We start from the raw sequence: 13,421 nt of genomic DNA, 5'->3' as shown, positions 1-13,421 counted from the left end.
AATTTTTAAGCCACTATAAATATGATGGTCTGGAAAACCTTTTCGGACAAATTTTCTATGGATAGTAAAGAGGATATCATTTTGATGTTGTTACGTTCTTTTCGCATGCATGCATTATTGGGTTTACTGGCAATGACCGGACTCTCAGCCTGCGGTGCAAATCTCGGAACAGAGTCCTCTTTCCCGGAAAGTCAGGGCAATCGGGTTTTCCAGGAAGGCGTTCCGGAAGAGCGTCAAACCATCTTTGGGGATGGCGGGATCCTTGGCGGCACGGATAAAGACCTTCGGGACGGTCAGGGCGGCGGCGGCATCGGCGTCAACAGTTATCTGTGGCGTGCTTCTTTGGACACACTGTCCTTCATGCCCCTGTCATCTGCCGACCCTTTCGGCGGTGTAATCATCACAGACTGGTATACCCCACCTGAATCGCCAGGTGAACGGTTCAAGGTTACGGTATATATTCTGGATCGGCGCTTGCGGGCGGATGGTATTCGGGTCTCTGCCTTTAAACAAAATCTGGATACAACCAACAATTGGGTTCCAGTTGAACTAACGCCAAAAACCGTTACCAATCTGGAAAATGCCATTTTGACACGGGCCCGGGAACTTCGGATTGCGCGCGAAGGTCAATAAACGCACGCGCCGTCAACCCTTACAAGTCCTCGAATTTTCTGCAGCCCGAAGTCGGGCTGCTCCTTTTTATTACAGATTATTTTTGCAGAAAACGGACCACAGTCATGTCCCGCTATAACGCCAAAGAAACTGAACTCAAATGGCAATCCATCTGGGAAAAAGAGAACACTTTTGCTGTGGAGGCTGATCCCGGCCGCCCCAAATATTATGTACTGGAAATGTTTCCCTACCCCTCTGGCAACATCCATATCGGCCATGTGCGGAACTACACCATGGGCGATGTTGTCGCACGGTATAAACGGGCGCAGGGGTTTAACGTCCTGCATCCAATGGGCTGGGATGCGTTTGGTCTGCCGGCGGAAAATGCCGCCCGGGATAAGAACGTTCATCCAGCAGAATGGACCTATGCCAATATTGCCAATATGCGGCGTGAACTGAAAAGCATGGGTTTGTCGCTGGACTGGAGCAAAGAGCTGGCAACCTGTCACCCCGGTTATTACGGCAAGCAGCAGGCCCTGTTCCTCGACTTTTTGGAAAAAGGTCTGGTTTACCGCAAAGAAAGCTGGGTCAACTGGGACCCGGTCGATATGACTGTTCTGGCCAATGAGCAAGTGATTGACGGGCGAGGATGGCGTTCTGGTGCATTGGTTGAGAAACGCAAACTGGATCAGTGGATGTTCCGAATTGCAGATTTCAGCGAAGAATTGCTGAAAGGTCTGGGGACGCTGGATCGCTGGCCTGAGCGGGTACGATTGATGCAGGAAAACTGGATCGGTAAATCCCAGGGGGCCCATGTTACTTTCAAGATAACCGGCCGGGAAGACGGGCTGGAAATTTATACAACCCGTCCCGATACTTTGTTTGGTGCCAGCTTCATGGCGATTTCAGCCGATCATCCGCTGACACAGGAATTGGCCGTCAATAACCCGGCGGTTGCTGACTTTGTCGCAGAATGTCACCGCATGGGTACCAGCGAAGAAGCCATTGAAAAAGCAGAGAAAAAGGGCGTGGATACAGGCCTGACCACCGATCATCCGTTGATCGAAGGAAAGAAACTGCCCATTTACGTCGCCAATTTTGTATTGATGGATTATGGAACAGGTGCCCTGTTTGGATGTCCGGCCCATGATCAGCGCGATCTGGATTTCGCCAATAAATACGATCTCGATGTTATCCGGGTGGTCGCCGAAGACAGTGACGAACAGACGCCGATTACTGACACGCCGTATGTTGGGCCGGGGCATATGATCAATTCCGGTTTTCTCGATGGTATGACCACTGAAGAGGCTAAAAAGGCAATCATCACCCATCTTGATGAGGGTGGAATTGGTACATCTACAACAAATTATCGTTTGCGCGACTGGGGCCTGTCCCGCCAGCGTTATTGGGGCTGCCCAATACCGGTTGTTCATTGTGATGACTGCGGCACTGTTCCCGAAAAGAAAGAAAACCTGCCCATTGTATTGCCAGACGATGTGACTTTTGACAAGCCGGGGAACCCGCTGGATCACCATCCCACATGGAAGCAGACTTCCTGCCCCAATTGCGGAAAAGCAGCGATCCGTGAAACGGACACGATGGATACCTTCGTTGATTCGTCATGGTATTTTGCGCGTTTCTGTACCCCTCGGGCAGAAGATCCCGTGGTCAGCAGCGACGTGGATTATTGGTTGCCAGTTGATCAGTATATTGGGGGCATTGAACATGCCATTCTGCATCTTCTGTATTCACGCTTCTTCTCACGGGCGATGAAAGAAACCGGAGCCGTTCACTATGATGAACCTTTCAGCGGTCTTTTCACCCAAGGTATGGTGACCCACGAAACCTACCGTAGTGACGATGGAACATGGCTGTTTCCTGAAGAAGTCACCCACAATGACGCCGGTGAGCCGGTTCATATTGAAACCGGAAAGCCTGTGACCATTGGCGGCGTCGAAAAGATGTCAAAATCCAAGAAAAATGTGGTTGATCCAGGCGAAATCATCGACAAATTCGGTGCAGACGCCGCCCGTTGGTTTGTCCTGTCGGATAGTCCTCCGGATCGCGATATGGAATGGACCGATGCGGGTGCCACCGGTGCCTGGCGCTTCAAACAGCGGCTCTATCGTTTTGTCTTTGAAAATCTGGAAAACCTGCCTGAAAAAACGGCGGAAAAACCAGACACTTTCTCTGAGGCGGCGACTGCTATTCGCAAAGAAGCCCATAAAACGGTTGCCCAAGTAACCGATAACATTGAAAAACTGCATTTTAACAATGCGATCGCCCGGATCTATGAATTCATGAAAGCGCTTAATGATTTCAAACCGGTAACAGGCGATGCAGGGGATGCATGGGCGTTACGGGAAGCGATCAGCATCATGACCAATCTGGTGGGTCCAATGATGCCCCACTTGGCAGAGGAGTTATGGGAAAAGCTTGGCTACGACAGCTTGCTTGTTGATAATCCCTGGCCAAAAGCGGACCCCGCACTGATTGTTGATGATAAAGTGACCATCGCTGTTCAGGTTAAGGGTAAACTGAGGGCAACAATTGAGGTTGCCAAGGATGAAGACAAGGCTAAAGTAGAAGAACTGGCGCTTGCTCAGACTTCTGTCCAGAACGCAATTGGCGATAATCCCGTTCGCAAGATCATCGTCGTACCAAATCGGATTGTAAATATTGTTATTTAGACCTCTGATCGCGATATTATTTCTGACTTCGCTGGCCGGATGCGGCTTTCAGCCCCTTTACGGCCGGCAAACTCAGAACGCGGAAGTTCAACAAAAATTGGCGGCGACCTATATCGCTCCTATTTCAGGCCGAACCGGACAAATGGTTCGCAACGAATTGTTGGATCTGATGACACCGAGGGGCGTTCCTGCCCGCTCAATCTATCGCTTAAGCGTTGATCTAAAAGAAGAATCCCAATCACTGGCGATTGATCCGGATAATACGACAAACCGTAAAAACCTGACCTTGAAAGGGACTTTTGCCCTTCTCGCGTCGGACGGAAAAACCGTTATTTTTCAAAGTTCGGCACAATCCACATCTTCGTTCAACCTTGTTACCTCTGATTTTGCCAACCTATCTGCTGAAAAAAATGCCCGGACCCGGTCTGCCTTGGTTCTGGCAGAAAAAATTCATCGGCAAATCTCCGTCTATCTGGCTCGCTAAACAATGGTGGAGTTCAAGGCCCCTCAGCTTGCGTCTTACCTCAAATCGCCTAATAAATCCTATCGTATTTTTTTGGTTTACGGACAGGATGAAGGACTGGTGCGAGAGCGTTCCAAAGCAATATGTCAAACCGTGATCCCTGATCTGAATGATCCTTTTTGTTATTCTGAAATACCCGCGAGCAGTTTGTCAGAAGATCCCGGGAAGCTAATTGACGAGATTAATGCAATTTCCATGATGGGGGGTGAACGGGTTGTCAGGGTTAGAAATGCGGGCAATTCGACGACAACTGTAATAAAAACCGCTTTCGATGCCGACTATTCAAATACTGTGCTGGTCATCGAAGCTGGCGAGATCAGAAAAGATTCTGCTTTGGTGAAAGCGGTTTCAAAGGAAAAAAATGGGGTCGTTATCCCCTGCTTTAGAGACAAGGCGCAGGATATTTCGGCGCTCATCACTGAAGTTTTTTCGAAAGCAGGACTGTCTGCAGAAAGTGGCGTGGTGGACTATCTACGCCAGAGTTTGGGAAGTGATCGATCGATTTCGCGTCAGGAACTGGACAAGCTGGTCCTGTATAAAGGAAAAGACACTTCGCCGATTACGCTGAATGAAGCACAGACAATGGTCGGTGATTCTTCGGCCGAAAGTGTTTTTGATGTCATTGATGCCGCTTTGATGGGAAATCTCGACCATTTGGAAAAATCGTTGAATAAGGCGTTTTTCTCTGGCGAATCGCCTATTACCTTTTTAAGACTCATCCAAAATCAGTTAAAACAGTTGCATAAGGCAGCAAGTTTCATCGATATGGGAATTTCGGCCTCAGAAGCTCTAAAAAAGTCAGGAATCCCCTTTTTCAATCATCAGAAGGTGTCGGCTCAATTATCCCGTAAAAATAGCCAACATTTCGCCACTTGCCTCTCGCTTATTTTACAGGCTGAGATGGATTGCAAGACAACGGGTTATCCGGATGAAACCCTGTGCCGGCGGGCCCTTCTTCGAGTCGCCATCGCTAACCGAAAACGATAACTTCACCGGACTTTAAACTAACCTATTGATTTTTAATGAAAATCTTCGTCGAGCGCAGAGGAAATATCTCCGTCAAACGGATCTTCCTCAGAATTTTCCGCCAGGGATTGGCGTGTTAATCTGCGGCAGATATCATCCAATTGATCCAAATGACCGTAGTGAATTGAGATCGATCCACCGTGATCTCCCTTATGATCAATGCTTACTTTCATGCCAATTGCCGCAGATAGATCCCCTTCTAGAGCGAGCGTATCCTGATCTTTCGTACTAGGAGACGCTGAGCTCGCTCTAATTGAGGGTTTTTTCTTCGCTAATTTTTCTGCCGCACGGACAGAAAGTCCTTCAGAGACGATTTTTCTGGCAAGTTTCTCAGGGTCATCCGCCGTCACAAGGGTTCGGGCAGCCCCGGCACTCAACTCACCACTGCGGATCATTTTCTGAACGCTTTCCGGCAAAGACAAAAGACGCATCATATTCGTTACATGAGAACGGCTTTTACCCAACTGTTTTGCCATCACCTCCTGCGTATAGTCGAACTCTTCAGTCAAACGGCGATAACCTTCAGCCTCTTCAATGGCGGAAAGGTCTTCTCGCTGGATATTTTCGATGATCGCTATTTCAAGACTATCAACATCCGACAGTTCTTTGATAATGACCGGAACCTGATGAAGCTGTGCCATTTGAGCGGCCCGCCAGCGTCGTTCACCAGCGATAATTTCAAACAGGCCGGCGTCCGATGGGTCCCTACGGACCAGAATTGGCTGTAAAATACCCTTTTCTGCAATAGAGTCTGCAAGGCTCTGGAGGGCTTCCTGATCCCAATCCTGCCTTGGCTGAAACGGACTGGGATGCATTTGTTCAACCGGGATTTCTTTTGAAGCCCTGATTTTATCCAATTCAGAATAGTCACTGGCTGCATCATCGCCAAGCAATGCAGACAATCCGCGACCTAGTTTTTTCTTTCCGGTATCTTCAGTCATTCGCTCAACCATATTCATAATTTATGCCGCGCACAGCCTTTTTTCCCGACGGATTACTTCACTTGCCAGTTTTATGTAAGCCTGACTACCTGCACAGCGAATATCATAAATCAACGCTGGCTTGCCATGACTTGGGGCTTCTGAAACCCTTACATTTCTGGGAATGACAGTTTCATAGACCTTGTCCCCTAAATAACTGCGAACATCCTGTGCAACCTGGTCCGACAGATTATTTCTCTTATCAAACATGGTAAGAACTACGCCCTGAATATCAAGATCCGGATTTAGGGTATTTCGGACCCGCTCTATGGTTTTGATTAACAAACTGAGGCCTTCAAGCGCAAAAAACTCGCATTGCAGCGGTACGATTACCGCTTGTACGGCAACAAGTGCATTCAGGGTCAGCAAGTTAAGAGAGGGCGGACAATCAATTAGGATATAATCATAAGAGGATTTGATACTGCCAATAGCATCAACCAGACGATGGCTTCGCCGATCCATCTCGATTAATTCCAATTCGGCGCCTGTTAGGTCAGCTGTAGAGGGTACAAGATCAAGTCCCGGGATCGCACTATGGCAAATCGCATCTTCGAGCTGAATATCCCCCATCAAAACATCATAAACGTTTTTATCCCGGTTATGACGGTCAATGCCCAGCCCCGTACTGGCATTTCCCTGCGGATCGATATCAATAACAAGAACCGTTTTTCCAACAGCGGCCAGCGCAGTTGCCAAATTGATTGCAGTTGTTGTTTTACCAACCCCCCCTTTTTGATTGGCTATTGCTAAAATCCTTGAAGAACCAACAATTGGTAAATTTTCCATCGCCCCGCCCCTGAATTACAGACGGCTTACCTCTTTCAAGGATAAAATGCTACCGTCTTTGCTGGTTAAACTTTGGTGTTTATCAGAGGTTAGTTTCCAACATTTTGCGGCATTGGTCAATTCCGCATCTACATCTTGACCCTTTAAAAAGCAAAAACGCGTTTTTTGGTGCGAAAATGGCGCAGAATATTCCAACAGTTTTTCAAGCGGTGCTAGCGCCCTCGCCGAAATATAATCCGCTGGAAACGGCTCAATTTTCTCAATTCGTTGGTTGTGTACAGTGATCGGCGTAGATGTTTCACGTGAAACCTCCCGCATGAAAAGACATTTTCTTTGATCGCTCTCCACGACATGCATATCCACATCAGAGGCCATTGCAATGACCAAGGCCGGAAAACCGGCCCCGCTTCCTAAATCCAACCAGGTTCCCGTCGGCTGTTTAAAATGATCCAGTATTTGATAACTATCAAGAATATGACGTTCCCAGACATCAGCCAATGTAGAGTTACTCACCAGATTAATCGCCTTTTGCCACTTTTCCAAAAGCGTGACGTATCGTTCCAGCTTCTCCAATGTTTCACGTGAAACACCGGTCATTTTAGAAAACTCGTTAGCGTTCATTAAAGAGGTTATCCTGCCTGTTTCCGATGGTCACCGCGTTTAACAAAAGACAGAAGCGCCGTCAACGCTGCTGGGGTAACCCCGGAAATTCGTGCCGCCTGACCCAAGGTAGACGGCCGTACTTCAACAAGCTTTTGTTGTACTTCAGCAGACAGCCCACCAATTTTAGAATAGTCTAACTCCTTGGGAAGTATCAAAGATTCGTCTTTTCTGAAATCCGCAATATCCGATTTCTGACGCTCCAGATATCCGCTATATTGAGCATTGATAGCAAGTTGTTCGAGAATTTCTGGTGCATATTGTTCGGTCTCTGGCCAAATAGTCGCAATCTCCTCCAACCCAATATCCGGATAAGCCAACAAATCGGTTGCTGACCGCCTGACACCGTCCTGATTAACGTTCAACCCTTTCTTGCGGGCTTCGTTAGGAGTAAGGGAGACCCCATCAAAAAGCGCCTTCGCCTGTTTCAGTGTTTCCATTTTAAGGGTGAACCGGGCAGCACGTTCCGAACCAACACAGCCGATCTCCATACCCAGACCGGTCAATCGTTCATCAGCATTATCAGCCCGCAGGATCAACCGATATTCTGCCCGGCTGGTAAACATACGGTAAGGCTCTTTTGTTCCCCGTGTCACCAGATCATCAATCATCACACCAATATAAGCATCCGCGCGATCCAGAATAAAAGCACCCTGCCCGCCTGTAGACCGGGCGGCATTCAATCCGGCCATCAAACCCTGTGCGGCGGCTTCCTCATATCCTGTGGTGCCATTAATCTGCCCGGCAAGATACAGGTTCTTCAGACGCCGGGTCTCCAATGTCGGTCTTAATTCCCTTGGATCAATGAAATCATATTCAATGGCATAACCCGGTTGATAGAATTCAACTTTTTCCAAGCCGGGAATGGATTGCAGAAAGGCAACCTGAACGTCTTCCGGCAGCGATGTTGACATCCCGTTAGGATAAATAGTGTCCACGTCCAACCCTTCAGGTTCCAGAAAAATCTGATGACTGGTCTTGTCGGCAAAGCGGACAACCTTATCTTCGATCGATGGACAATAGCGCGGTCCCGTCCCTTCGATCTGACCCGAATACATTGGGGCACGATGCAGGTTATCGCGAATAATCTGATGGGTGTTCTCTGTCGTGTGAGTAATATGACAGGAAATCTGCGGCGTTGTGATTTCGTTTGTAAGAAACGAGAAAGGCACTGGGGTTTCGTCCCCAGGCTGTTCTTCCAATTGCGACCAGTCGATGGTTTTACCATCCAGACGGGCCGGTGTGCCTGTTTTCAACCGTCCAAGTTCAAAACCCGCCCGTTCCAACGTCACGGACAAACCATTTGATGGTTGATCACCTATCCGGCCTGCCGGGATTTTAACCTCTCCCATATGGATAAGGCCCCGAAGAAATGTCCCGGTGGTCAAAATAACACTGCCGCAACGAATTTCTTCGCCCGTTGCCGTGATCACACCGGACACTATTCCCTGTTTAACAATCAGGTCCTCAACCGCTTCTTCGCGAATTTCCAGGTTTTGCTGGTTTTGCAGGGTAGCCTGCATGGCATTTTTATACAATGTGCGGTCAGATTGAGCCCTCGGGCCGCGTACAGCCGGTCCCTTCCGCCGATTAAGCAGACGAAATTGAATGCCGGCAGCGTCGGCAACACGCCCCATAACACCATCCAGAGCGTCAATCTCACGCACCAGATGTCCTTTGCCCAGTCCGCCAATGGCAGGATTGCAGGACATGGCCCCTATGGTGTCAAATTTGTGAGTGACAAGCAGGGTTCTCGCCCCAAGACGCGCCGAGGCCGCAGCGGCTTCACACCCCGCATGACCACCGCCAATTACAATTACATCATATAACATCATCGGGCCAATGTATGAATTGCCAACCAAAAGTCAAAGCAAATGTTACTTCATGATTTAAAGGGGAATGTTTCACGTGAAACATCACTGCTTTGGGTTATTTTCCAATACAGAAATCACCAAAAACGACATCCAGAACGTCTTCCACATCCACACGCCCCGTGATTCGTCCCAGTGCCCGCGCAGCAAGTCTTACATCCTCGGCCGCGAGTTCCGGGTCTGGCGCAACTGCAAATCGCTGCAAACACTGAACACACTCTTCCAACGCCTCTCTATGCCGTTGACGGGTCAGGGACGGTGCCCCGGAGACATCGAGTTGTTGAACCACTTCCTGTTCGAGAGCTTCCAAAAAAGGATCCAGACCTTCCTCCTGCTTTACAGAGACGGGAAAAACTCGCCCGATCTGCGGGGGTTTATCGCCCGATACAGTATCCATCTTGTTGATAATGAAAAAACTGTTCTCTTCTACAAGATCAGCAAAGTCGCTCTCTTCAACGGGTGGATCCCCTGCACTTGTCATAAATATCCTGATATCTGCAAGTTCAGCCCGCGCCCGCGCCCGCCGGACGCCCTCCTGCTCCACACTGTCCGATGCCTCCCGAATACCGGCGGTGTCCGCGATGGTTACAGGGTAACCTGCAAGATCCATATGAACATCAACCACATCCCGTGTTGTACCGGCCTGATCAGAGACGATTGCCGCTTCCCGCCGGGCCAATTTGTTTAATAAACTGGATTTTCCGACATTAGGCGCGCCGAGAATAACAACATCCAGACCTTCTCGTATCTTTTCACCCCGTTTGCCATCCTGAAGATGGGCTGTAATCTCACTCTCCAACTGCTTAATTTTAGGACGAATGGCACCGGCGACTCCTTCTGGCAGGTCTTCATCCGGAAAATCAATATCGGCCTCTAAATGAGCCAGGTTGGAAATCAGGTCCTGCCGCCAGTTTGTATAAATTTCCCCCAATTCACCACGCATCTGACGCAATGCCTGTTGATGCTGGGCGTGGGTTTCGGCATTAACCAGATCCCCAAGTCCTTCTGCCTCGGTTAAATCGAGCTTTCCATGTTCAAAAGCCCGACGGGTAAATTCCCCAGGTTCTGCAGACCGCAAATTGGTTAGGTTGGCAAACTGGTCAAATGTTGCAGAAATCAGCGCAGGTCCGCCATGCAGGTGTATCTCGACAACATCTTCTCCGGTAAAACTGGCGGGTCCTTTAAACAGGATTACCAACGCCTGATCAATTCGAAAGGCCTTATCCAAACTGTAAAGACTTCGCACCGTAGCTTGTCGAACCGGCGGCAAAGCGCCTTCTGTCAACGCTGCCAAAGCAGTAAATGCATCCGGTCCCGACAGACGGATGACGGCAACACCGGCCCTGCCCCGACCACTGGCCAAAGCATAGATCGTCTCCTGTGACATGAAATTACCTGCTATTCTTTACTATCTTTATCGCTGCCACCGGTGAACGAAGACCAAAACATATTTTGCATCTGATCCAAATTCTTCATGCCAGTGGGCATCCAGGTTTTCATCATGCTTTCCGCGTCCAGCGTTTTCACGCCTTCCAGCATTTTATCCTGAATTTCCTTCATCATCGCTTCCTGCATTTTTTCCACATCCGGAAGACCAAAAAATGTTCTTGCTTCCTGTGGCGTACAATCAATATCAAGTTTTATCTTCATGGGAAGCAGCTCCTTGACGCAAGACCCTTGAGAAATGTTACTCTGAGGTTAAGTTAAAGAAAACACAGGATCAATCAAAAGGATTGATTCACTTTGAAAACAGGTATCAATGATGCAAAACATCCTGGATCAGGAAACAAGCCCTTATCTATTACAGCATAAGGAAAACCCCGTACACTGGCAGCCTTGGAGCCAGGAAACTCTTGATCTTGCTCGAAAAGAAGGAAAGCCGATCCTGTTATGCGTCGGATATGCGGCGTGCCACTGGTGCCATGTTATGGCCCATGAAAGTTTTGAAGACCCTGAAACTGCCGCGATCATGAACGAGAAGTTCATCAATATTAAGGTCGACCGTGAAGAACGTCCCGATATTGACCAGATTTATCAAACAGCCCTGTCCCTATTGGGTGAACAGGGGGGTTGGCCCCTGACAATGTTCCTGAACTCAAAAGGAGAGCCATTTTGGGGTGGAACATATTTTCCAAAAGAAAATAGTTATGGCCGGCCTGGATTTGTCCATGTACTGGACTCTGTTTCACAAATCTTCTGGAATGAACCCGAAAAAGTCAGTAAAAACCGGGATATTTTAAAAGCAGCCCTTAAAAAACAGAATATGTCCCCTGAAGGTGATCGCCCAAAACTGACGATGGAAGTATTGGATAGAATTGCCGACCGCTATGCGCAGGAAGCAGACCCGGAACATGGCGGAATTGGTTCTGCCCCAAAATTCCCGCAAACCTATGTTTTGGAAAATCTTTGGCGCAGTTATATCCGAACAGGCAAAGAAAGCCTGGCGGAAATCGTTATTAAGGCGCTGACTGGGATGTCACAGGGCGGCCTGTTTGATCATTTAGGGGGTGGATATGCCCGATATTCCACTGATGCCCTCTGGCTCGCCCCTCACTTCGAAAAAATGTTGTATGACAACGCACAGATCCTTGATCTGATGGTTCTTGTTCATCATGAAACCAAAAACGAGCTTTTCAAGGAGCGGATTTATCAAACCGTCGGTTGGCTAATGCGGGAAATGATTGCAGACAACAGAGCATTTTCAGCAACGATTGATGCGGATAGCGAAGGCGTTGAAGGAAAATTCTATACATGGTCACAAACAGAAATAAACGACATCCTGGGGGAGAAAGCGGCCCAGTATTCAGAAATTTATGATGTAAGTCCTGAAGGCAACTGGGAAAATACCAACATCCTGAATCGCCTTGAATATCAGGGTCTGCTGGATGAAGAATTGGAGTTTCTTCTAAAGGAACAATCCCGGAAATTGTTTGAAGTCCGTGAAAAACGGGTCCGCCCCGCCTTGGATGACAAGGTTCTGACCGATTGGAACGGCCTGATGATCGCGACCCTGGCAAAAGCCGGTCATTATTTTGACGAACAATCCTGGCTGGATCAGGCAGAGAACGCTTTCCTGGCCATTACCACCTATTCAATGGAAGATAACGCCCGACTTTACCACAGTTTCCGGGCTGGAAAGGCCAAACATACCGGAACCCTGGATGATTATGCCAATATGAGTCGTGCCGCGCTAATTCTATATGAAATCACGGGTAAGGCTTTTTATCTGGAACGGGCTCAGCAATGGGTTGGCCATCTTAATGATCATTTCTGGGATACAGAGGGCGGATATTTCTACACCGCAGATGATGCAGAAGCCCTAATCGTCCGCACAAAAAATGCCTTTGATAATGCTGTTCCGTCCGGCAACGGTACGATGCTGGAAGTGCTTGGTCGCCTGCATTACTTAACAGGTGACCGCGAGCCTTTTGAAAAGGCAACGGATATCGTTCGGGTATTTTCCCCGGAACTGGGCCGTAACTTCTTCCCGCTTTCCACCTTTCTCAACAATTTTGAAACCCTTGTAGAAGGCAAACAGATTATAATTGTGGGCAAGCGGGATAACAAAGACACGCAACAGCTTCTGTCTGTCCTTAGTGACTTTAGTTTGCCAACAAAAGTGGTCAATGTCATTGAAGATACGGAAAGCCTTCCGACAGATCATCCAGCTTTTGGTAAAACGCGATTGGACGATAAAGCAACGGCCTATATCTGTACCGGTCCTGTCTGTTCAAATCCTGCAAACACGATTGTTTCCCTTCGATCCATCCTGGAGGCCTGATATGCCACAGCTTTCCATGCATAGCCCCATTGGGGATCTGACTGTTACAGAAGAAGATGGGGCTCTCATTTCCCTTGACTGGGGATGGGTCCCAGCAGAATGGCAAACAGAAACACCATTATTACGACGGGCGATTGAACAGCTAAATGAATATTTTGATGGTGACAGGCTGGACTTTGACCTTCCTCTCGACCCGCCCGGATCTGACTTTCAAAAGGCCGTATGTGCGGCCATGTGTGCCATCCCCGGCGGATCCACCCTCAGTTATGGTGAGATTGCCAAGAAATTGGAAAGTTCTGCACAGGCAGTTGGAAATGCCTGTGGCCTGAACCCAATTCCCATTATAATCCCATGTCATCGTGTGTTAGCAGCCGGTAAACAAATGGGCGGCTTTTCGGGTCAGGGCGGTGTTGAAACGAAAACAATCCTTCTTGAATTGGAGGGAGCCCTTCCCCCGCAACAACAACAGCTCGATATATGACAACCAACAGG

The 13,421-nt window shown here is 48.5% G+C and carries 12 protein-coding genes; 6 read left to right on the top strand and 6 right to left on the bottom strand.

Features of this window, described 5'->3' with window-relative positions; all coding sequences use genetic code 11:
- Positions 1–57 precede the first annotated feature (57 nt).
- From OIR97_RS00290 to holA, 4 genes are all read left to right on the top strand, one after another.
- Positions 58–633, top strand: coding sequence for a DUF3576 domain-containing protein (locus OIR97_RS00290; RefSeq protein ID WP_219821607.1), 576 nt, complete (start codon positions 58–60; stop codon positions 631–633).
- Positions 634–737: 104 nt separating this feature from the next.
- Complete coding sequence (gene leuS / locus OIR97_RS00285) at positions 738–3,302, top strand: leucine--tRNA ligase (RefSeq protein WP_169543763.1); 2,565 nt, start codon at positions 738–740, stop codon at positions 3,300–3,302.
- Positions 3,292–3,786: an LPS assembly lipoprotein LptE gene (lptE, locus tag OIR97_RS00280; protein WP_169543762.1), complete on the top strand. Its 495-nt coding sequence runs from the start codon at positions 3,292–3,294 to the stop codon at positions 3,784–3,786. Before leuS ends, lptE begins: the two co-directional genes overlap by 11 nt.
- Positions 3,787–3,789: 3 nt before the next feature.
- Complete coding sequence (gene holA, locus OIR97_RS00275) at positions 3,790–4,812, top strand: DNA polymerase III subunit delta (RefSeq protein ID WP_169543761.1); 1,023 nt, start codon at positions 3,790–3,792, stop codon at positions 4,810–4,812.
- Positions 4,813–4,844: 32 nt separating this feature from the next.
- Here holA and OIR97_RS00270 read toward each other — a convergent pair whose 3' ends face one another.
- From OIR97_RS00270 to OIR97_RS00245, 6 genes are all read right to left on the bottom strand, one after another.
- A complete protein-coding gene (locus tag OIR97_RS00270) occupies positions 4,845–5,792 on the bottom strand; it encodes a ParB/RepB/Spo0J family partition protein (protein ID WP_169543760.1) in 948 nt (315 codons plus the stop codon).
- Between the two features lie 21 nt (positions 5,793–5,813).
- On the bottom strand, positions 5,814–6,617 hold the full coding sequence (locus tag OIR97_RS00265) for a ParA family protein (protein WP_169543759.1): 804 nt from the start codon (positions 6,615–6,617) through the stop codon (positions 5,814–5,816).
- Positions 6,618–6,632: 15 nt separating this feature from the next.
- Positions 6,633–7,238 carry a 16S rRNA (guanine(527)-N(7))-methyltransferase RsmG gene (rsmG, locus tag OIR97_RS00260; RefSeq protein ID WP_169543758.1) on the bottom strand — a complete coding sequence of 202 codons (606 nt, stop codon included), beginning with the start codon at positions 7,236–7,238 and terminating at the stop codon, positions 6,633–6,635.
- Between the two features lie 8 nt (positions 7,239–7,246).
- Entirely contained in the window at positions 7,247–9,112 is a 1,866-nt protein-coding gene (gene mnmG / locus OIR97_RS00255; protein ID WP_169543757.1) for a tRNA uridine-5-carboxymethylaminomethyl(34) synthesis enzyme MnmG, read from the bottom strand.
- A 94-nt stretch (positions 9,113–9,206) separates the two neighbouring features.
- Positions 9,207–10,535 carry a tRNA uridine-5-carboxymethylaminomethyl(34) synthesis GTPase MnmE gene (mnmE, locus tag OIR97_RS00250; protein ID WP_169543756.1) on the bottom strand — a complete coding sequence of 443 codons (1,329 nt, stop codon included), beginning with the start codon at positions 10,533–10,535 and terminating at the stop codon, positions 9,207–9,209.
- Between the two features lie 11 nt (positions 10,536–10,546).
- Positions 10,547–10,798, bottom strand: coding sequence for a DUF6489 family protein (locus OIR97_RS00245; protein WP_169543755.1), 252 nt, complete (start codon positions 10,796–10,798; stop codon positions 10,547–10,549).
- A gap of 109 nt (positions 10,799–10,907) precedes the next feature.
- Between OIR97_RS00245 and OIR97_RS00240 the strand changes: the two genes are divergently transcribed.
- Complete coding sequence (locus OIR97_RS00240) at positions 10,908–12,929, top strand: thioredoxin domain-containing protein (protein ID WP_169543754.1); 2,022 nt, start codon at positions 10,908–10,910, stop codon at positions 12,927–12,929.
- A gap of 1 nt (position 12,930) precedes the next feature.
- A complete protein-coding gene (locus OIR97_RS00235; protein ID WP_169543753.1) occupies positions 12,931–13,410 on the top strand; it encodes a methylated-DNA--[protein]-cysteine S-methyltransferase in 480 nt (159 codons plus the stop codon).
- Positions 13,411–13,421 lie beyond the last annotated feature (11 nt).

It is taken from the genome of Sneathiella aquimaris (assembly GCF_026409565.1).
GTDB classification, from domain to species: domain Bacteria; phylum Pseudomonadota; class Alphaproteobacteria; order Sneathiellales; family Sneathiellaceae; genus Sneathiella; species Sneathiella aquimaris.
Note: the sequence above shows the minus strand (reverse complement) of the source record. Positions and strands in the feature narration are given on the sequence as shown.